The organism is Catellatospora chokoriensis, assembly GCF_011297315.1.
In the GTDB taxonomy this organism is placed as follows: Bacteria; Actinomycetota; Actinomycetes; order Mycobacteriales; family Micromonosporaceae; genus Catellatospora; species Catellatospora citrea.
On the sequence record NZ_JAAOTI010000002.1, the window covers coordinates 108,814 to 128,819 of the forward strand.

Here is a 20,006-nt window from a genome sequence, read left to right on the forward strand (position 1 = left end):
CCGGGGCTCAGCCCCGGCGCATCGGCACGTGCGGGATGCCGTCTTCGAGGAACTCCGGGCCGCTGGGGGCGAAGCCGTACTTGGCGTAGAACTTCGCCAGGTGCGCCTGCGCGTCCAGCACGGCGGGGCGTTCGCCGACCGCGGCCAGTGCGGCCGTGAGCAGCTGCCCGGCCAGGCCGTCGCCGCGCGCCTCGGGGGCGGTCACCACACGCCCGATGCGGCACACCGGGCCGTCCGGTTCGGCGTCTTCGAGCATGCGCAGGTAGGCCACGGGCCTGCGGTCCACCTCGTACCACAGGTGCCGGGTGCCGGGCTCGCCGTCGCGGCCGTCCAGCTCCGGGTAGGGGCACGACTGCTCCACGACGAAGACGTCCACCCGCAGCTTGAGCAGGGCGTACAGGGTGCTGGCGTCCAGATCCTGGAAGCTCGCCGTACGGAAGATCATTGGCTCTGCCGAGATCACCTCTGGATCGTAGTCGGTGAGACGCCTCACGCTCACTTCCGCTCCTCTCGCCTCGTGAGCCAGTATTTAGACCGACTGGTCAGTTCAAATACTTTGGGGGCGGCGTGGAGCCGGCACTGCTGCGGGCCGAGGGGCTCGGACTGCGTACCCGCCGGGGGTGGGTCTTCCGGGATCTCGACCTGGTGGTCCACGCCGGTGAGCTGGTCACGCTGACCGGCCCCGCGGGCGGCGGGCGGACCAGCGCGCTGCTCGCGCTCGGCGGCCGCTTCCGCACCAGCCACGGCACCCTGACCCGCGGGCGTACGGCGTTCGGCCTGGTCCCCGGCGTCAACGAGCCCGAACCCGCGCTCACCGTCGCCGAGCACGTCGGGGAGCGGCTGCGCCTGCTCGGCCTGGCCCGGCCCTGGCACCGCCGCGGCCGGCACGCCCTGCTCGCGGGCGAGTCCGACGACCTGGTCCGGGAGCTGTCCCCGCTCGACCGGCACCGCCTGATGATCAAGCTTGCCCTGCTGGAGGACCCCGACGTGCTGCTCATCGACGACATCGACGTGGGCCTGACCCCCGCCGAGACGCGGACCCTGCTCAGCGACCTCGACGCGACCGGCCGCGCCGTCGTCGCGGTGTGCCGCGACAGCGCCACCCTGACCAGCGCTTCCGCTTCGTGGGGGATGGGAAGGGCACCTTCCACATCGCACAGCGATGTGAAGGTGCCCTTCCTTTCGCCGGTGGGGGTGGGGCGGTGAGTCTGGGCAGGCTGGAGTTGCGGCGGTTCCGGCGGCACCGGATGACGCGGGCCGCGCTCGTGGTGCTGACACTGGTGCCGCTGCTGTACGGGGCGCTGTACCTGTGGGCGTTCTGGGATCCGTACGGCAACATGAACCGGATCCCGGTGGCGCTGGTGCTGGAGGACGAGGCGGCGCGCGACCCGGACGGCGGGCAGGTGCACGCCGGGCGGGACCTGGCCGAGGAGCTGGAGCAGCGGCAGGTCTTCGGATGGCGGCGGGTGGACGCGGCCGACGCGGCCGACGGGCTGCGGGACGGGACCTACCAGCTGATGCTGCGCATCCCGGCGGACTTCTCGGCGGCGCTGGTCACCGGGCCGGATCCGGCGGCGACGGCACGGGCCGGGCAGCTCACCGTCGTCAGCGACGACGGGGTCAACTACATCTCCGGGATGCTGGCCCGCAGCGCGTTCACCGAGATCCGGGCGGCGGCGGCCGAGTCGGCGGCGGCGAAGTACTTCGACGGCATGCTGATCGGCTTCAGCGACGTGAAGTCGGCGCTGGGCGACGCGGCCGACGGCGCCGGCGAGCTGGCCGGGGGCGCGAGCGATGCCCAGGACGGCGCGGACGCGCTGGCCGACGGCGCGCACAGCGCCCAGGCCGGGGCGGGCACCCTCGCCGACGGGCTGGCACAGGCCGAGTCCGGCTCCCGCGAGCTGGCCGGTGGCCTGGCCACGCTGGAGGCCGGTTCTGCACAGCTCGCCGACGGCGCGGCCCGGGCCGCCGCAGGCGGTGCTCGGCTGGCGTCCACGGTGGACGGTGTCGCCGACCGGGTCGAGCCGGTGCTGCGCGCGCACGCCGACACCATCGAGCAGGGTGCGAACGCCGTCGCGACGGCGGCGCAGGCGCTCGCGCAACACCTGGACGCGCTGCCGCAGCTCGCGGACCAGGCTGTGCGGCGCACCGCCGAGGTGGTCACGTCGCTGGACGCGCTCGCGCGGGCGCACCCGGAACTCGCCGACGACCCGGCCTTCCTCGCCGCGCACCGGGCCGCCTCGGTCGCGGCGGAGACCGCGCGGGACCTGGCCGACCGGCTCGACGACGCCGGGCTGCCGCAGGTCAAGGCGCAGCTGACCGAGGTCGCGGCGGCCGCGCGCGCGGTGGCGGAGGCCGCCCCGCACCTGGCCGACGACGTCGCCGCGGCCCGGCGCAGCGTCGACGAGCTGGCCGCGGGACTGGCCACGCTGTCCACCGGCGCGGACCGGCTGCACGGCGGGGTCGCGGACGCCGCCGCGGGCGCGAAGTCGCTGCACGGCGGCCTGTACCGGCTGTCCACCGGGGCCCGGCAGCTCGACGGCGGGCTGGTCCGGCTCTCCGGCGGGGCGGGGGAACTGGCCGCCGGGCTCGCCCGGCTCGACGACGGGGCGCGCACGCTGGCCGACGGGCTGTCCGACGGGGCGGCGCAGGTGCCGGGCTACGACGCCGACACCCGGGCGCAGCGGGCCGGGGTGCTGGCCGCGCCGGTGACCCTGGAACGCGACGTGTGGCACGCGGCCGCCGCGTACGGGGCCGGGTTCGCGCCGTACTTCGTGGCGCTGGCGCTGTGGGTGGGCGCGATGCTGACGTACATGCTGCTGCGGCCGGTGACCCGGCGGCACCTGATGACCGGCGCGCCCGCCTGGCGGGTGGCGCTGGCCGGCTGGCGGCCCGCGGTCGCGGTCGGGTTCGCGCAGACCACCGTGCTGTACGCGGTGCTGCTGCTCGCGCTGGGCCTGGACCCCGCACACCCCTGGGGCATGTACGGCTACCTGCTGGCCACGATGCTGGCCTTCACCGCCGTGCTGCAACTGCTGGGCGCGGCACTGGGCTCGGCCGGCCGCCTGGTCGCCCTGATCCTGCTGATGCTCCAGCTCACCGGCTCGGGCGGCACCTATCCCGTGGCCACCAGCCCCGGCTTCTTCCAGGCCATCCACCCGTACCTGCCGATGACCTACGTCGTCGACGGCCTGCGCCGCCTCATCCTCGGCGGCTCCACGACCACCGTCGTCACCGGGGTCACCGTCCTGCTCGCCGTCGCCGCCCTCGCCCTGACCCTGACCACCCTCACCGCCTCCCGAGCCCGCCGCCTCACCCCCGACAAACTCCACCCCGCCCTCACCATGTGACCTGCCCGCAGGGCCGATGTGGCACGGTGGGGGCATACCCGCGGCGGCCGGCAGTTTCGGGGAAAGTGCGCGAATCGGTGCGCCGCCGGCAGCAGTTTCCCCGAAACTGCGGGCAGGGAGGGCGGGCGCTGAGTGATCGAGGAGGCTGTGGGCGTGGCGGATGGGCGCAGTGCGCGGCGGGATGCGACGCGGCAGAAGCTGTTCGAGGCGACCATGGCGCTGATCGCGGAGCAGGGGTTCTCCGACACGACGGTGGATCAGATCGCCGAGCGGGCCGGGGTGGCGAAGGGGACCGTCTACTACAACTTCGCCTCCAAGAGCGTGCTGTTCGAGGAGCTGCTGCGGTACGGGGTGGGCCTGCTCACCGACGACTTCAAGTCCGCTGTCGCCGGGCGGGAGCCGACCGCCGCGGTCGAGGCTCTGGTCCGCGCGGAGCTCGCGTTCATCCAGCGCTACCGGTCGTTCGCGCAGCTGCTGCTGTCGGAGATGTGGCGCACCCACCGCGACTGGCAGCAGACACTGCGCCTGCTGCGCGAGGAGGCGATCACCGTGATCGCCGCGACGTTGCGCGCGGGCGTGGACAGCGGCGACTTCGCCCCGGACCTGGACGTGCGCCTGTCCGCCTCGGCGCTGTTCGGCGTGTGCCTGGTGGTGGCGCTGGACTGGCTGGTGTTCACCCCGGAGCAGCCGATCGAGCAGGTCGAGGCGGCGGTGCTGGCCATCGTGCGCAGCCGCGCCGCCGTCAACGTGCGGCCCTGACCGTTCAGCGGCGCGCCCACGGGGGAGTGCAGCCGTTCACGGTCAGCCTGATCGCGTACACCGAGGTGCTCGCCGTCATGTAGAGCACGTTGCGTTTCGGGCCGCCGAAGACCAGGTTGGACACGATCTCGGGGAGCAGGATCCGGCCGAGCCGGGTGCCGTCGGGGTGGTAGCAGTGGACCCCGTCGTGGGCCGCCGCCCAGATCATGCCGCGGTCGTCCACGCGCAGCCCGTCGAACGAGCCCGCGTCGCACTCGGCCAGCACGTCGCCGCCGGTCAGTCCGCCCTCGGCGGTGACGTCGAAGACCCGGATGTGCTTGCGGCGCGTGTCGGCCAGGTACAGCCGCCGCTCGTCGGGGGAGAACGCGAGGCCGTTGGGCCGCTCGGCGTCCAGGACGACGGCTTCGGGGTCCCCGCCGGGGGTGACCCGGTAGACGTGGCAGCCGCCGATCTCGCTGACCCCGCGGTTGCCCTCGTAGTCGCTGGTGATGCCGTAGGGCGGGTCGGTGAACCAGACCGCGCCGTCGGAGTGGACCACCACGTCGTTGGGGCTGTTGAGCCGCTTGCCCCGCCAGCTGTCGGCCAGCACGGTGATGCTGCCGTCGTGCTCGGTGCGGGTGACCCGGCGGTTGCCCTGCTCGCAGCTGACCAGCCGGCCCTGCCCGTCCAGGGTGTGCCCGTTGGTGTGGCCGGCGGGCTGCCGGAAGACGCCGACCGTGCCGGTGGTCTCGTCCCAGCGCAGCATGCGGTCGTTGGGGATGTCGCTGCAGAGCAGGTATCGCCCGGCCGGGTGGTAGACCGGCCCCTCCAGCCAGCGGCCACCGGTGAAGAGCCGTTGCACGCGCTCGTCGCCGTTGCACTCGAAGCGCGGATCGAGCGTCACGAGCTGGGCGGGGATGGTGTCGGTGGCGAGCAGCGCACCCATGATGTGCCTCCCAAGGCTTAACAATGTTCGTCCTGACGCTAACATCACCTAACATGGTTCTGTCAAAGGCTCCAGAGAGTGAACGATCATGGACGAGATCGACCGCACGCTGATCGCGCTGCTGCAGGAGGACGCGACGCGGGCGTACACCGCGCTGGGTCAGGCGGTGGGCCTGTCCGGCGCGGCCGCCCACGACCGGGTCCGCAAGCTGCGGGAGCGGGGCGTCATCCGGCGCAGCACGGTCGAGGTCGACCCGCATGCGGCCGGGCGCGGCGTGCTCGCGTTCGTGCTGATCGAGGCGAACGCGTGGATGGGCGACGCCGAGACCGCCGACGCCCTGCGCGCCATCCCGCAGATCCAGGAGGCGCACATCACCGCGGGCGCCGCGTCCGTGCTCACCAAGATCCGGACTGCGACGACCGAGGAGCTGCAGGCGGTGCTCAAGGAGATCTTCGCGGTGCCGGGGGTGACCGGCACGCAGACCGTCGTGGCGCTGGAGACGTTCTTCGAGCGGCCGGTCTCGGTGCGGCCGTACCCGCGCTGACTGGCATACTCGCCGGTTATGAGGTTGTCGCGGGGCTGGTCGCTGTTCCTGATCGCGGTCGGTGTGTGGACCTGGCTGATCTGGCCGCGGTTCGCCCTCGCCATCTGGGACGACCCGCGGGCCTGGTCGACCGGCGTGTCCGGCGACGGCTCGCCGACCAGCTTCCTGTGGGTGCACGCGCTGCTGATCGGGGCCTCGCTGGCCATCGGCACCACCGTCGGCGTGCTCGGCGTCAGGGGTTTGCGGGCCGCCCGCCCCAAGGACTGATCAGCCGGGCAGGTGGCAGACCGCCTCGACGTTGTTGCCGTCGCGGTCGCGGACGAACGCCCCGAAGTAGTGCTCGTGGTACTCCGGCCACACCCGCGGCTCGTGCAGCACCTCCGCGCCGGTGCCGGTGGCCGCTGCGAAGAACGCGGTGACCGAGGCCCGGTCGGCGGCGACGAAGGCGATGTGCGCCTCGCGGGCGACGCCCTCGGTGGTGACCGGGCCGAGCCAGAACACCGGCCGGTCGACGCCGTAGCCGATGACGTCGCCGAACTCCAGGATGCGCCGCCCGCCGAGCGGCGCCAGCACGGTGTCGTAGAAGTAGGCGGCCGCTTCGACGTCGGCGACCTGAATCGACAGGTGATCGAGCATGCCTGCCAATCTAACGGCGGCCGCCGACGGCGGGCTCACGCCGAGCGGGGGTGTCGATCCTCCGGTCAGATCCGGTCCAGGAATCCGGCGATCAGCGGGGCGATCTCGGGCAGGCATTCCTCCAGCGCGAAGTGCCCGGTGGGGAACAGGTGCAACTCGGCGTCGGGCAGGTCGCGCAGGTAGGCCCGGGCGCCGGCGGGCAGGAAGAACGCGTCGCCGGTGCCCCACAGGACCAGGGTCGGCGGCCGGTGCTCGCGCAGCCACCGCTGCCAGTCCGGGTACAGCTCGACGTTGGTGTGGTAGTCCAGCAACAGGTCGATCTGGGCGTCCTTGCGGCCGGGCAGGTCCAGGTAGTGCTGGTCCAGGGTCCAGCTGTCGGGTGCGACCAGTTCGGGGTCGCTCGTGCCGCCCTCGTACTGGCCGCGGGTCACCGGGAGCACCAGGATCTCGGCGACCGCCTCGCGCGCGCCCGGCACGCCGGGCCGGTGTCCGGTCAGGCCGCGGGCGAGGTCGGACAGGCCCTCGTCGTACGCGTTGGCGTTCTGCACGACCAGGCCCGCGATCCACTCCGGATGCCGGGTGGCCAGCCGCATCCCGACCGGCCCGCCGAAGTCGAAGGTGTACAGCGTGAACGGGTGCAGGCCGAGCCGCGCCACGAAGCCCTCGATCACGTCGGCCAGCCGCTCGAACGTGTACGTGAACCCCGCCGGGACCTCGGTCTGCCCGGACCCGGGGTAGTCCGGCGCGACGACATGCCAGCGGCCGCCGAGCGCGTCGATCAGCCGCCGGAACTGCGCCGAGGAGCTGGGGAAGCCGTGCAGGAGCAGCAGCGTCGGCGCACCGGGATCACCGGCCTCGCGATAGAACACGCGCACCCCGTCGACGTCGACGAACCGGTGCGTGACCTTGGGGATCTCCACACCATGCCGAACTGCCCGGCGCGCGGCCGCGACACGGCAGGCGGGCAAACGAAGACCGCCGTTTCCGGTCGGCACCCGCGGTGTGACCCGAGGTGGCGACCGGAAACGGCGATCTTGGAAGGGTGGGGAGGTCAGGCAGCCGCGCGGCGGGCGGTGACGGCGTGGGCCAGGGTGGCCAGGGTCTGCTCGGTGGTCTCCCAGCTCATGCAGGCGTCCGTCACGCTCTGGCCGTAGGTCAGCGGCTGCCCGGAGTCGAGGTCCTGGCGGCCCGCGACGATGAAGCTCTCCAGCATCACGCCCGCGATGCCGGCCTGGCCGCCCGCGATCTGCGCCGCGATCTCGTCGGAGACGACGGCCTGGCGCTCGTGGCTCTTGCCGCTGTTGCCGTGGCTCGCGTCGATGACCAGGCGGTGCTTCAGGCCGGCCTTCTCGGTCATGGCCAGCGTCGCGGCCACCGACTCGGGGCCGTAGTTCGGGCCGCTGCGGCCGCCGCGCAGGATCACGTGGCAGTCCTCGTTGCCGGTGGTGGTGACGATCGCGGCCCGGCCGTCGGTGTCCACCCCGAAGAAGACGTGGCTGTTGCGGCCCACCTCACAGGCGTCGATCGCGCCCTGCACACCGCCGTCGGTGGTGTTCTTGAACCCGACCGGCATGGACAGGCCGGACGCCAGCTGGCGGTGCACCTGGCTCTCGATGGTCCGCGCGCCGATGGCGCCCCAGGTCACCGCGTCGGCGATGTACTGCGGGCTGGTCGGGTCGAGGAACTCGCAGCCCACCGGCACGCCCAGGTCGAGGATGTCGAGCAGCAGCGCCCGCGCGGTGCGCAGCCCGCGGTGCACGTCGTAGGTCCCGTCCAGCCCCGGGTCGTTGATGAGGCCCTTCCAGCCGATCGTGGTGCGTGGCTTCTCGAAGTAGACCCGCATCACCACGCACAGCTCGCGGGAGTGCTGCTTGGCGGCCTCGGCCAGCCGGCGGGCGTAGTCCATGGCCGCCTCGGTGTCATGCACCGAACACGGGCCGACCACCACCAGCAGCCGGTCGTCGCGACCGGTGAGCACGTCGCGCACCTCCTGGCGGGACCGCTCCACCAGCGCGGCGCGATGTTCACCGAGCGGCAGCTCGGTGAGCAGCTCGCGCGGCGGCCGCAGCGGCTCGAAGGACAGGACGTGGACGTCGTTGGTCTGGGTCATCGGAGCGTCTCCCGGTTCCGTGGGGGGACGGGCCCCGCACCTCGGAATGTCCCAGGCCAGCCCGTCCATGACATGGCAAAGGGCGAAGACGAGACGTCTTCGCCCTGCTGGCTCTGGGTGGAATCGCGGTCAGCGCACAGAACCGCCGGCTCCACCCAGAGCCAGCGTAAAGCGCCAATACATGCGAACCACGGGGGAAGCCTACCCCATGTGACGGCATCGATCCAGACTGCTGTCCCACCGGAACCGGACAGGAGGGCCGACACCTCCGTGCGGGCAGGCCGAGCCGAGCGTGGCTGTGGTGATGGACTCATGGCAGCCGTCACGTCGATACGTTTACTGTGGGCGCTCGAGACGGACACGACGAGGAGGCGGCCAGGTGCCCCCAGCAGATGCTGAGCCGCGGCAAGAACTGCCCGCTGAGCCGATGCACGCCACGCGCACCCTGTCGGACAACGTCTACCGCTGGCTGCGCGACCAGATCGTGCTGGGCAAGATCGGCCCCAACGAGCCGCTCGTCGAAGCGGTGATCGCGGAGAAGCTCCAGGTCAGCCGCACGCCCATCCGGGAGAGCCTGCAGCGGCTGGCCGCCGACGGGCTGATCGTGTCCCACCGCCGCCGCTGGATCGTGCGCCAGCACGGCCGTGACGAGATCGTGGCCATCTACGAGGTCAGAATGGCGCTGGAGTCCTTCGCGGCCCGCTTCGCCTGCCAGCGCGCCACCGACGCCGAACTCGCCGCCATCGCCGCACACTGCGACACCTGGTCGGCCGGCGGGCCGCCCGACGAGTTCGTGGTCTTCAACGACCGCTTCCACCACCTGATCGTCGAGGCCGCGCACAACCCCCGCCTGGCCCGCGTGATCGAGCAGAACCACCTCTACTACTTCAACGACCAGGTCGCCGCCCAATACCGCCCCGACGAGATCACCGCCTCCCAGTCCGAACACCAGGACCTGGTCGACGCGCTGCGCAAACGCGACGCGGACCGCGCCGCCGACCTCTCCCGCCGCCACGCCGAGGAAGCCCTCGACCTAATCCTGACCCGCCTGTTCTAACCCCCACCCCACCCCCACCCCACCCCACCCCCACCCGGGCGATCTTGCGTGAACTGTGGGGGCGACACGGGTGAAACGGGCAAAGGGGCAACAGTTCGCGCAAGATCGTCGCGATCTTGCGCGGTGGCGGGGATAGTCTGCGGGCATGTCCTATACCGGAGAGGTGAGCCGCGGGGCGGCTGCCGATGTGCGTGAGCTCGACGAGCTGGTCATCAGCAAGGTGTCCGTCGGGCCGCACGACAACAACGCCTACCTGCTGCGCTGCCGGCATACCGGTGAGCAGGTGCTGATCGACGCCGCCAACGACGCGGACACGCTGCTGGCGCTGGTCGGCGAGGGCGGGCTGGCCACGGTGGTGACCACGCACCGGCACGGCGACCACTGGCAGGCGCTCGCCGAGGTCGTGGCGCAGACCGGCGCGACGCCCGTCGCGCACCCCGACGACGCCGAGGAACTGCCGGTCAAGGCGCAGACCATCGAGGAAGGACAGACCGTCCGCGTCGGGCAGGTCGAGCTGGAGGTCATCCATCTGGTCGGGCACACCCCGGGATCGATCGCGCTGCTCTACCGCGATCCGCACGGCCACCCGCACCTGTTCACGGGTGACTCGCTGTTCCCGGGCGGGGTCGGCAACACCTGGGGCGACCCGCAGGCATTCGCGTCGCTGCTGCACGACGTCGAGACGAAGCTCTTCGCCCGGCTGCCCGACGACACCTGGTTCTACCCGGGCCACGGCAAGGACAGCACGCTCGGCCGCGAACGGCCGTCCCTGCCGGAGTGGCGCACCCGAGGCTGGTGACCCGGGCCGCCGCGGATGTCAGCCCTTGCGCCAGGGCAGCCAGGAGCGTCGTGCGGGTGTGACGGCGGCCAGTGCGGGCACGGACGCGACCAGGAACACCGTGCCCCCGATGACGTTGCCCGGACGGGGCAGCTCGGCGGTGTCGGCCGAGGCCAGGCACAGGTCGACCTCGAAGCCGACTGTGCGTACCCGGGCGACCACGAAGGATCCGCCGGTCAGGGCGACCGTGCGCCGCTGCGCGGAGAGCACGGTGCCGTGCAGGCGGGCGTACGCCTCGGCCTGCTCGGGCGGTCCGAACACGCCGTAGGAGATGAACGACTCGGGGCCCATCCGTGGCGGCCACGGATGGCCCTGCTCGACGACGTGGGCCGGCGGTTCACCGGGCTCGCTGCCGGGGCTGAGCAGACTGGCGTCCGAGGCCGCGAACGCCGCCTCGTCGGCGTGCACCGTGACGTCGACCCCGAGCGCGACCACGGCCGCCTCGGCGTCCACGGGCTGCTTGCCCGCGGACAGCAGGCGGCGCTGCTCCACCTCGACGGCCAGCATGGTCAGGGTCTCGCCGTCCGCGTCGACCACGTGGGCCACGGCGACCTCGTCGTTGACCGCGTGGAGCCCCGCCAGGCGCGCGCCGGGCGTGCCGGCGTACGAGGGAAGCAGGTCCTTGACCGTGCGTTCCTGAGTGGACACGACGAGCCGGGCGCCGCTCGGGTCCTGCCACGCGTGCACGGACGTCCCGGCGACCTCGCCGAGCAGTTCGGCCCGCTCCAGCGCTTGACCGATCAGTGCGGACAGCCCGTCGCCGTCGGAGACGCCCAGGCCGACACATTCCAGGTTCGATGCCATCCGGCGACCTTAACGATCACCATCGCCCGCTGTCGGCCTGTTTTCCGGCGGAAGGTCCGCCGCGCGCGGCAGTGGACTCGATCGCCAGGGACCGGTTCTGGGCCGGTGGTGCGTGCGGGCCCGCCTCAGGCGGGCAAAGCCTGCCGGCGGCGGCGCAGGAACTCCTGTTCGGCCGCGTTGGCGGTGCGGGACGCGGCCGTCTGGTAGGCGGCCGCGGCCTCCGGGTCGCGGCCCAGGCGGTGCAGCAGGTCCGCGCGCACCGCGTGGTACACGTGGTAACCGTCCAGGTCGAGCGTGTCCAGCACGGCCAGGGCCGGGCCGGGGCCGTGTACTTCGGCCACCGCGACCGCGCGGTGCAGCGCCACGACCGGGCTGGGCGTCAGGGCCAGCAGGCGGTCGTACAGGGCCAGCACGCGCGGCCAGTCGGTGGACGCGGCGTCCGGGGCGGCGGCATGCACCGCGCTGATCGCCGCCTGGAGCTGGTACGGCCCCGGCTGCCGCCGCCGCAGGCACCGGCCGACCAGGGTCAGCCCTTCGGCGATCAGGGCCCGGTCCCAGCAGCTGCGGTCCTGCTCGGGCAGCGGCACGAGCTGCCCGGTCGCGGTCGTGCGGGCCGCCCGGCGGGCTTCGGCGAGCAGCATCAGGGCGAGCAGGCCCAGCGCCTCCGGCTCGTCGGGCATCAGTTCGGCGAGCAGCCGTCCCAGGCGTACCGCCTCCTGGCACAGGTCGGCCCGCATCAGCGCGTCCCCGGAGCTGGCCGTGTAGCCCTCGTTGAAGATCAGGTAGACCACGGCGAGCACGGAGCGCAGGCGGCCGGGCAGGTCGGCGTCGCGCGGCACCCGGTACGGGATGCCCGCGCCCTTGATCTTGTTCTTGGCCCGGACCAGGCGCTGCGCCATCGTGGCCTCGGGCACCAGGAACGCGTGCGCGATCTCGGCGGTGCTGAGGCCGCCGAGCAGCCGCAGCGTCAGCGCCACCTGGGCGGTGACCGCGAGCGCCGGGTGGCAGCAGGTGAAGATCAGGCGGAGCCGGTCGTCGGGCACGGGCCCCTCCTCGGCCGGTGGGTCCGGGGCGAGCAGCAGCGCGGCCTGCGCGTGCCGCTCGTCGCGGGTGGCCTCGCGCCGCAGCCGGTCCACGGCCCGGTTGCGGGCCGTGGTGATGATCCAGCCGGCCGGGCTCGGCGGCACGCCGTCGTCCGGCCAGCGCCGCACCGCCTCGGCGAACGCGTCCTGCACGGCCTCCTCGGCGAGGTCGATGTCGCCGAAGGCGCGCACCAGCACGGCCACCGCGCGGCCGTACTCCGCCCGGAAGACGCCGTCGACGTCGGCCAACTCAGGCCTCGGAGTGCAGCGGGCGCACCTCGACGGGCAGGGTGACCGCACGGGCCGCCTTGGCCGCCCAGGCGAGCGCCGCGTCGAGGTCCGGCGCCTTGATGATCCAGAACCCGCCGATGTGCTCCTTGCCCTCGACGTACGGCCCGTCGGTGAGCAGGATGTCGTCGCCCTTGGCACGGACCACCGTGGCGGTCTCCGGCGGCAGCAACCCGTCCTTGAAGACCGTCACGCCCGCCGCGTCGAGTTCGGCGTTCAGCACGTCGAGGGCCCGCAGCACGGGGTCCAGGACCTCGGGCGGCGGCGGCCCGCCGTCGGGCTGGTAGATGCTGAGCAGGTACTGCTTCATGACGGCGCTCCTCGTCTCGGCTGCGGCTGACACTCCACCCTCCATACGAACAGGGTCCGCCCGCATCGACACCCTCCGGCGCGAAAGAAGACGGTGGTGTGGCGCACGTATCGATCAGCACCCCTTCCCGCAGCTGCGGGTGCGGCGGTAACGTGAGCGCTCCCCGCCCCCCGGAGAGTTCCATGCCTGCCACCGAGCCCGTCGTCGCCGACCGGTTACTGCTGGTCAGCGTGCTGACGATCGGCGAATACGTGCTGGAGCTGTCCGAGACGGTGCTGGTCCGCCCGGGGCAGCGCACCTGGGTGCAGGGCAGCGCCTTCTTCGTGCAGTCGCCGAACGGGCAGACGCGCCGGATCGAAGGCGACGTCCACCCGTTCTGCCACGGCTGAGCGCTACTCCTGGGCGAGCAGCGTCGACAGGCGCAGCCGGCGTACGGACAGGGCGGGCAGCACCGCGGCGAGCCCGGACAGCGCCACCCCGGCCAGTGCCGCGGCGGCGGTGGCCGCCACGGCCGTCGCGGGCACGGCGGCGGCGAACCGGTCGACGAAGAACAGCCCGACACCCGCTCCGGCCAGCGCGCCCGCGGCGCCGATGAGCACGCCCTCGTACGCGATGAGGCGGGTCAGCGCCCCGTCGCCCCACCCGGCCGCCTGCAGCGTCGCCAGCTCGGCCGAACGCTCCCGTACGTTGAGGTAGAGCACGTCGGCCAGGGCGAGCACGGCCAGCACCAGGGTCGCCGCCACCGCGACGGTGTCCACGGCGCGGACCCGCAGCGACACCGCGTCGCCGAGCAGGGTGCCGGTGACGTTGCCGTGGAAGACCCAGGTCAGGGTCAGCAGTGTGGTGAACGCCCCGACGCCGAGCGCGACCGCGACTGCTGCCAGCAGCGTGCGGCCCGGCCTGCGCCGCGTGTTGCGCAGCGCGGCGGACAGCACGGTGTGCCCGGTCCGCGTGCGCCGCGCCCGGCGTACCGGGGAGACCAGCGGGGCGAGCGCGGTGCCGGGGTGGGCCCGGGCGGCCTGGACCGCCGGGACGACCGCGGCGACCACGGCCAGCAGCAGGGCCAGCGGCACCGCGAGCAGCGCCTGCGATGTTCCGGCGGGCACGTCCACCACCCGGCTCAGCGGGACCGCGAGTCCGGCGGAGACCAGGCCCGCGGCGAGTCCGACGACGGCGACCTCGCCGGTGACCATGGCGGCGAGCCGGTATCGGGGCCAGCCGACGCAGGCGAGCACGGCCAGTTCGCGCCTGCGGTCGCGGACCGCGGCGGTGGTGGCGTTGGCCAGGAACAGCACGCAGACCACCAGGATCAGGCCGAACAGCAGCACGCTCTTGCGGTCGATCGCCTCCATGATCGCCACGGCGACGCCCTTGCGGCTCCACCACTCGGACAGGCGCAGCTCGGGTCGGCCCAGCGTGCCCGCGGCCAGGTCGACGGTCTGCCGCTGCAGCGACGAGCCGACGGTGATGTCGACGTCGAGGCCGGTCGTGGTGCTGATCTCCTCGGCGATCCGGCGGATCCGCTCGCGGGTCAGCTCATCGAGCGTTTGCACGTCGGCGACCCGAACGCGGACCGCCGAGATGGCGTTCTCCGCCGCCTTCGCGCCGAGCAGGCCGGGCACCGCGGCCAACGTCGTGATGAGCTGCGGCGCGGAGACGAGGTAACCGGCCGGGTTGCTGGACGGCGCCAGCGGCCGGTCGCCGAGCAGTTCGCGGCTGCGGGGGTCGGCGCCCTCGGCCTCGGGCGACCGGTACGTCTCCAGAGGCACCCGGCTCAGCTCCGAATACCCCTGCAGTTTCGCCGGGTCGAAGACACCGACGGGTTCGGCGGACAGCATCGACTCACGATTGGCCAGTTCGACGTCGCGGAAGGCGGTGTCGAAGATGAGGCTCGGTGTACCGCCACCGCCGAGAAGCGGGCCGTGGATGATCCAGCTGCCCGGAGCGGCGGCGCTGACCACGGGGCGCAAACCGCCGTCGGCGGTCGTGTCGTACCGGGGCAGCCCGCTCCGCAGCACGAACATGAAGATCACCAGCGGCGTCTCCAAGGCGGGATCGGGCTGAGGAGGCCGTGTCTCGAACGTGCGCGTCCCGGACGGTGCCGCCTCGGCCTTGCCGAGTCTGGCGTGCAGGACGTCGCTACGGGTGCCCGGGATCGTGCGGACCAGGTCGTCGTCGACGGTGCCCAGGGTGACGCGCAGCGTCTCGTCGACCTGCGGCCGGGCCGCGGTCAGCACGGGCAGCCGCACCTTCTTCGCCAGGTCGGCCGTCTCGTCCTGACGCAGGTAGCGGCCCGACACGACCGCCTGGTCCAGGCCCAGCAGGCGTGCCTCCATCACCGGATCGACCGCCGCGAGCCCGACGGTCGTCATCCACCAGATGTTGACCACCAGGCGATCCGTGGCGTACTGCGGGTCGCTGCCGCCGCTGCTGAAGCGGCCGTCGGGCAGTAGGCCGTAGACGTCGAACGGCGGGGTTCGGAAGCCCCCGAAGTCGTCCGGCCAGTTCGACAGGGACGCCCCGCACAGGCGCTTCTTCGTGCCGTCCTCCTGCACCTCCAGCGAGCCGGTGTCGCAATACTCCCTGGGCGGCAGGGCGGTGCCGTCGGTGAAGTACGCGGTGGGGCCGGTCGACCTCGCGGTGTCCAGCCCGATGAGCGGCCGCTGGGTGACGTAGATGTAGTGGCTGACCCGCAGGGCGCTCGACAGCCCGCGGTCGGCGAGCATCGTGGGCTCGAGCCGGATGAGCTGGCGGGGCTTGGACCGGTCCACGAGATCGGTGATGTCGACCTGCGCGGTGTTCGAGACGAGTGTGGAGCCCAGTGTCGCGATCGGAGCCGCGACCTCGACGCCCTGCACCGCCTGGATCGCGCGGTACTGCGCCGTGGTGATGCCGCCGTTCGTGCCGGACAGCTGGTTGGGCGCGACCGTGCCGCGCTCGTTCTCGACCGCGGTGCGGGCGCCCTTCGGGCGGACCAGGATGTCGTAGGCCCCGCGGAAGTTCGCGTCCACCTCGCCGGTGACCTGCAGGCGCGAGGTGTTGACGGTGCCCGTGAGCACGGTGAAACCGGTGGTGGCCAGCAGGATCGCGGCGAACAGCGCGCTGCTGCGCCACAGCCGGCGACGCAGCTGCGACCAGATCATGGTGATCACAGGCGGGGACCGCCCAGCCGGCTCAGCGTCTCCTCGGGCTGCTCGCCGCCGGCCAGTGACACGTCCTGCACGACCTCGCCGTCGCGCAGCCGGATGAGCCGGTCGCAGGCAGCGGCGACGTGCTGCTCGTGCGTGGCGACCAGCACCGTCATGGCGTGCTCGGCGCGCAGCGCGGCCAGCAGGTCGAGGATCTCGGTGCCGGTGCGCGAGTCGAGGTTGCCGGTGGGCTCGTCGGCCAGCAGCAGGGTGGGCGCGCCGATGAGCGCGCGGGCGATGGCGACGCGCTGCTGCTGACCGCCGGACAGCTGGGAGGGCAACGAGTGCTCCCGGCCCGCGAGCCCGACCGCGGCGAGCAGCTCCCGGCCGCGGGCGGCCTTGTCGAACCTCACCCGGTACGGCACCACGGGCGCGATGACGTTGTCGAGCGCGGTGAGCGCGGGCAGCAGGTGGTAGCGCTGGAACACGAAGCCGACGCGGCGGCGGTAGGCGGTGAGGTGGCGCCGCTTCATGGAGGTGATCTCCATGTCGTCGACGGTGATGCTGCCCGCGTCGGGCGCTTCGATCGCGCCGATGAGGTGCAGCAGGGTGGACTTGCCGGATCCGCTGGGGCCGGTGATCGCGGTCATGGTGCCCGGAGCGAACTCCAGCGACACCCCGGCTACAGCGGGTATCCGCACGTCGCCGCCTTGGTAGTGCTTGGCCAGCTCGGCCACGCGCACCGTGGCGCCGGCCCCCGTCGTGCTATCGGTCATAGCGATCACTGTCGGTGTTACATTGTCACAATGCAAGAACCGTCCGGTCGGTTGTGATGCAGCTGTGATGTCGAGAGGGGAGGGTGGTGTGCCATGCCGATCCAGCATGCAGTGCTGGCCCTGCTGCGCGAAGGGCCGAGCCACGGGTACGAACTGAAGAGCGCGTTCGAGTCCGCGGTCGGACCGCAGTGGGGCGCGCTCAACATCGGGCACCTGTACCAGGTGCTGGAGCGTCTCTCCCGGGACGGTTTCGTCGACTCCAGCCGGATGGCGCAGGAGGTCAAACCCGACCGCGTGGTGTACCGGATGACCGACGCCGGGCAGCGCGAACTCGGCGACTGGATGACCTCGCCCAGCCCGCGCACCGCCGGTTTCCGGGACGACCTGTTCCTCAAGGTGGTCGCCGCGACCCGCACCGGCGATCCCGGCACGGTGTCCGATGTGCTCGCCGCGCAGCGCGCCCACCTCCTGCGGGAACTGCGCAACCTGGAGACGCTGCGCCGCGATCCGGCGCGCGAGACGGTGGTGCGCCTGCTGCTGGCCGCCGCCGCCCGGCACGTCACCGCCGACCTGACCTTCCTGGAGGACGTCGAGGCGGAGCTGCTGTCCTGATCCTCACTCCCGGGCCAGCAGCGCCGCCAGGGGCAGCCGTCGCACGGACAGGGCAGGCAGCACGGCCGCCGACCCGGCCAGCGCCAGACCGCCCAGGGCGGCCCCGGCGCTCACCGCGTACGCCGCGGGCGGGATGCCGCCGGCGAGCCGGTCCAGGAACAGCACCCCGGCCGCGGCCCCGAGCGCCGCGCCGAGCGCCCCGATGACCAGCCCCTCGTAGGCGACCAGCCGGATCAGCGGACCGTCGCCCCAGCCCGCGGCGCGCAGCGCGGCCAGCTCGGCGGCGCGTTCGCGCACGTTGAGGTAGAGCACGTCCGCCACGACGAGGGCGGCCAGCGCGAGCGTCACCGCGACCGCGACCGTGTCGACGGCCCGGACCCGCAGCGAGACCGCGTCGCCGAGCAGCGTGCCCGTGACGGCGCCGTGGAACGCCCAGGTGAGGGTCAGCAGCGCGGTGAACGCGCTCACGCCCAGCGCGACGGCCGCGGTGGCCAGCGTCGTGCGGCCCGGTCTGCGCCGGGCGTTGCGCAGCGCGGTGGCGAGCACGGTCCGGCTGGGCCGCGCCCGTCGCCGCCGCACCACCGAGGCCTGCGGGGACAGCGCCGCGCCGGGGTGGGCGCGGGCCGCCCGGATCGCCGGGAGGACCCCGGCGAGCAGCGCGAGCAGCAGCGCCAGCGGGGCGGCCGGCAGGGTCTGCGCCACGGTGATCCGGACCCCGGCGGCCGCGCCGAGCGGCACGCTCAGCGCGGCGGCGACGATGCCGGCGGACAGGCCCACGAGGGCCACCTCACCGGTGACCAGCGCGGCCAGCCGGCTCCGGGGCCAGCCGACGCAGGCGAGCACGGCCAGCTCGCGGCGGCGGTCGTGCACCGCGGCGGTGGTGGCGTTGGCCAGGAACAGCAGGCAGACCACCAGGATGAGGCCGAACAGCAGGGCGCTCTTGCGGTCGACCGCCTCGATGATGGCGACGGCCACGCCCTTGCGCGACCACAGCTCCGCCAGCCGCAGCTCGGGGCGGCCCAGCTTCCCCTCAGGCAGCACGACCGTCTGCGGCGCCAGCGAGGAACCGACGGTGATGTCGACGTCGAGGCCGGTCGCGGCGGTGATCTCCTCGGCGGTGCGGCGGATGCGCTCCCGGGTGACCTCGTCGAGGGTGTGCACATCGGAGATCCGCACCCGCACTGCGGAGATCGACTTCTCGGCCGCGTCCCGGCCGAGGATGCCCGGCAGCGCCGCGAGCGAGGTGAGCAGCAGCGGTGGGGAGACCAGATAGCCCTGCGGAGCGCCGGAGGGCCGCAGGGGGCGGTCGCCGAGCAGCGTCCGGCTCGCGGCGTCGGCGCCCGCCGCCTCCGGCGCCTGGTACGTCTCCAGCGGCACCCGCCCCAGCGCGGAGTTGCCGTGCAGGCGGCCGGGGTCGAAGGCGCCGACCGGATCGGCGGCGATGGTCGCCTCGCCGCGCATCACCGCGTTCAGCGACCGGAACGTGGTGTCGTTCAGGAACACCGGAAACCGGCCGCCCGACACCCGGTAGAAGCCCGTCCACCGGGTCGGGTCGGGCGCGCCGGCGACCGGGGCCAGCGAGTCGCCGGACCCGGTCCGGTACTCGGGCAGCCCGCTCTGCAGCAGCATGTTGAAGGCGACGAGGGCCTGTCCGCGGAACCGGGACACGTCACCGCGCAGTGCCGCCGCGTCGAGCCGCCGCTCGCCCCGCGCGGCCACCGTGACCGCGGCGAGCCGGGTCCGCAGCACGTCGCTGCGGGTGCCGGGCAGGTCGGCCACCGCCGCGTCGGGCACCGCGGAGAGGGCCAGCCGCAGGCTCTCGTCCACGTACGACTCGTCGGCCACCAGCACCGGCACGCTCTTGCCCACCTCGGCGGGCTGGGTGGCGTCCGTGGCGGTGAGGTAGCGCCCGGAGACGAGCGCCTGGTCGAGGCCGACGAGCCGCGCCTCCGCCGCCGGGTCGACGGCGGCGGCGCCGATCACGGTCCACCAGACGACCGGGACGACCAGCCACGGCTGCGGGCCGATCGTGGCGCCGAACTGCTCGAAGCGGCCGTCGGGCAGCAGCCGCACGATGGTGAACCCCGGCGCGCCCTCACCGGAGTCGCCGTCGCCCGGCTGCACCACCGACGTGGTGCAGATGGGCAGCTTCGTGCCGTCCTCCTGCACCTCCAGCACCGCGAGCGGGCAGCGCGGGTCGTCGGGGCGGGTCGAGCCGTCCGGGTAGCGCAGCGTCCCCCCGGCCTGCTGGACGTTCTGCGGGGCCAGCAGCGGGCGGGTGGTCACGTAGACGTAGCTCTCGGTCTTGCGGAACGACGAGAGCCCGCGGTCGGCCAGGAACGTCGGGTCGAGCCGGATCAGCTGGCGGGCCTTGGCCCGGTCCACCAGGTCCGTGAGGTCGACGGGCACGGTGCGGAGCACCGCGACGAAGCCGAGGTTCGCGATCGGCGCGGCCACCTCGATCCCCTGGACCGCCTGGATCGCCCGGAGCTGCGCCTGGGTGATGCCGCCGAACGTGCCCGACAGGTAATTCGGGCCGACCAGGCCGCGCTCCTGCTCGATCGCGGTGCGGGCGCCCTTCGGACGGACCAGGATGTCGTACGCCCCGCGCAGGTTGGCGTTCACGTCCCCGACGACCCGCAGCCGGGCGGTGTTGACGGTGCCGGTCAGCACGGTGAACCCGGTGGTGGCCAGTAGCACGGCGGTGAACAGGGCGCCGGTGCGCCAGGCGCGGTGGCGCAGTTGCGACCAGATCATGGCAAGCACTCGACCACTGTCACTCTTTAC

General features: G+C 73.2%; 20 protein-coding genes. 9 read left to right on the top strand and 11 right to left on the bottom strand.

The annotated features are described in order from the left end of the window. Window positions 1–7: 7 nt before the first annotated feature. Window positions 8–445: a GNAT family N-acetyltransferase gene (locus HAV39_RS03035; protein ID WP_191837959.1), complete on the bottom strand. Its 438-nt coding sequence runs from the start codon at window positions 443–445 to the stop codon at window positions 8–10. Window positions 446–567: 122 nt separating this feature from the next. Between HAV39_RS03035 and HAV39_RS03040 the strand changes: the two genes are divergently transcribed. The 3 genes from HAV39_RS03040 to HAV39_RS03050 all read left to right on the top strand — a co-directional run bounded on the left by HAV39_RS03040 (window position 568) and on the right by HAV39_RS03050 (window position 4,109). Further along, window positions 568–1,206: an ATP-binding cassette domain-containing protein gene (locus HAV39_RS03040; RefSeq protein ID WP_191837634.1), complete on the top strand. Its 639-nt coding sequence runs from the start codon at window positions 568–570 to the stop codon at window positions 1,204–1,206. Further along, window positions 1,203–3,350, top strand: a complete 2,148-nt coding sequence (locus HAV39_RS03045) for a YhgE/Pip family protein (protein ID WP_239120375.1) — start codon at window positions 1,203–1,205, stop codon at window positions 3,348–3,350. The genes HAV39_RS03040 and HAV39_RS03045 overlap by 4 nt, the downstream gene beginning before the upstream one ends. 153 nt (window positions 3,351–3,503) lie before the next feature. Further along, on the top strand, window positions 3,504–4,109 hold the full coding sequence (locus HAV39_RS03050) for a TetR/AcrR family transcriptional regulator (protein ID WP_239120374.1): 606 nt from the start codon (window positions 3,504–3,506) through the stop codon (window positions 4,107–4,109). 4 nt (window positions 4,110–4,113) lie between these two features. Here the strand turns inward: HAV39_RS03050 and HAV39_RS03055 are convergent, their stop codons facing one another. Further along, window positions 4,114–5,034: an SMP-30/gluconolactonase/LRE family protein gene (locus tag HAV39_RS03055; protein ID WP_191837635.1), complete on the bottom strand. Its 921-nt coding sequence runs from the start codon at window positions 5,032–5,034 to the stop codon at window positions 4,114–4,116. 85 nt (window positions 5,035–5,119) lie between these two features. On the opposite strand from HAV39_RS03055, the gene HAV39_RS03060 reads away from it, so the two are divergent. After that, window positions 5,120–5,578 (top strand): Lrp/AsnC family transcriptional regulator, encoded by a 459-nt coding sequence (locus tag HAV39_RS03060; protein ID WP_191837962.1) that lies wholly within the window; start codon window positions 5,120–5,122, stop codon window positions 5,576–5,578. Window positions 5,579–5,596: 18 nt separating this feature from the next. Continuing rightward, entirely contained in the window at window positions 5,597–5,845 is a 249-nt protein-coding gene (locus tag HAV39_RS03065; protein ID WP_191837636.1) for an SCO4848 family membrane protein, read from the top strand. Here the strand turns inward: HAV39_RS03065 and HAV39_RS03070 are convergent, their stop codons facing one another. From HAV39_RS03070 to HAV39_RS03080, 3 genes are all read right to left on the bottom strand, one after another. Further along, window positions 5,846–6,214: a VOC family protein gene (locus HAV39_RS03070; RefSeq protein WP_191837637.1), complete on the bottom strand. Its 369-nt coding sequence runs from the start codon at window positions 6,212–6,214 to the stop codon at window positions 5,846–5,848. It abuts the gene before it with no gap. Between the two features lie 65 nt (window positions 6,215–6,279). After that, window positions 6,280–7,134: an alpha/beta fold hydrolase gene (locus HAV39_RS03075; protein WP_191837638.1), complete on the bottom strand. Its 855-nt coding sequence runs from the start codon at window positions 7,132–7,134 to the stop codon at window positions 6,280–6,282. 131 nt (window positions 7,135–7,265) lie between these two features. Further along, the gene (locus HAV39_RS03080) at window positions 7,266–8,324 is read right to left on the bottom strand and encodes a 3-deoxy-7-phosphoheptulonate synthase (protein ID WP_191837639.1); all 1,059 of its coding nucleotides are present in this window, start codon (window positions 8,322–8,324) and stop codon (window positions 7,266–7,268) included. A 379-nt stretch (window positions 8,325–8,703) separates the two neighbouring features. Here HAV39_RS03080 and HAV39_RS03085 point away from each other — a divergent pair, with 379 nt between their 5' ends. Both HAV39_RS03085 and HAV39_RS03090 read left to right on the top strand, forming a co-directional pair. Further along, window positions 8,704–9,381 (top strand): GntR family transcriptional regulator, encoded by a 678-nt coding sequence (locus HAV39_RS03085; protein WP_191837640.1) that lies wholly within the window; start codon window positions 8,704–8,706, stop codon window positions 9,379–9,381. 145 nt (window positions 9,382–9,526) lie between these two features. Then, window positions 9,527–10,180, top strand: coding sequence for an MBL fold metallo-hydrolase (locus HAV39_RS03090; RefSeq protein ID WP_191837641.1), 654 nt, complete (start codon window positions 9,527–9,529; stop codon window positions 10,178–10,180). Between the two features lie 18 nt (window positions 10,181–10,198). Here HAV39_RS03090 and HAV39_RS03095 read toward each other — a convergent pair whose 3' ends face one another. The 3 genes from HAV39_RS03095 to HAV39_RS03105 form a co-directional block, all read right to left on the bottom strand. Next, the gene (locus HAV39_RS03095) at window positions 10,199–11,023 is read right to left on the bottom strand and encodes a hypothetical protein (RefSeq protein WP_191837642.1); all 825 of its coding nucleotides are present in this window, start codon (window positions 11,021–11,023) and stop codon (window positions 10,199–10,201) included. Between the two features lie 125 nt (window positions 11,024–11,148). Next, window positions 11,149–12,354 carry an RNA polymerase sigma factor gene (locus tag HAV39_RS03100; protein ID WP_191837643.1) on the bottom strand — a complete coding sequence of 402 codons (1,206 nt, stop codon included), beginning with the start codon at window positions 12,352–12,354 and terminating at the stop codon, window positions 11,149–11,151. 1 nt (window position 12,355) lies between these two features. Next, window positions 12,356–12,703 (bottom strand): YciI family protein, encoded by a 348-nt coding sequence (locus HAV39_RS03105; protein WP_191837644.1) that lies wholly within the window; start codon window positions 12,701–12,703, stop codon window positions 12,356–12,358. A 182-nt stretch (window positions 12,704–12,885) separates the two neighbouring features. Between HAV39_RS03105 and HAV39_RS03110 the strand changes: the two genes are divergently transcribed. Next, on the top strand, window positions 12,886–13,092 hold the full coding sequence (locus HAV39_RS03110; RefSeq protein WP_191837645.1) for a hypothetical protein: 207 nt from the start codon (window positions 12,886–12,888) through the stop codon (window positions 13,090–13,092). A 3-nt stretch (window positions 13,093–13,095) separates the two neighbouring features. On the opposite strand, the gene HAV39_RS03115 is transcribed toward HAV39_RS03110, so the two are convergent. Next, window positions 13,096–15,846, bottom strand: coding sequence for an FtsX-like permease family protein (locus HAV39_RS03115; protein WP_308440867.1), 2,751 nt, complete (start codon window positions 15,844–15,846; stop codon window positions 13,096–13,098). Between the two features lie 5 nt (window positions 15,847–15,851). Continuing rightward, window positions 15,852–16,607, bottom strand: coding sequence for an ABC transporter ATP-binding protein (locus HAV39_RS03120; RefSeq protein ID WP_191837647.1), 756 nt, complete (start codon window positions 16,605–16,607; stop codon window positions 15,852–15,854). A 93-nt stretch (window positions 16,608–16,700) separates the two neighbouring features. Here HAV39_RS03120 and HAV39_RS03125 point away from each other — a divergent pair, with 93 nt between their 5' ends. Continuing rightward, a complete protein-coding gene (locus HAV39_RS03125) occupies window positions 16,701–17,219 on the top strand; it encodes a PadR family transcriptional regulator (RefSeq protein ID WP_191837648.1) in 519 nt (172 codons plus the stop codon). Between the two features lie 3 nt (window positions 17,220–17,222). Here the strand turns inward: HAV39_RS03125 and HAV39_RS03130 are convergent, their stop codons facing one another. Then, entirely contained in the window at window positions 17,223–19,976 is a 2,754-nt protein-coding gene (locus HAV39_RS03130; protein ID WP_191837649.1) for an FtsX-like permease family protein, read from the bottom strand. Between the last annotated feature and the right edge of the window lie 30 nt (window positions 19,977–20,006).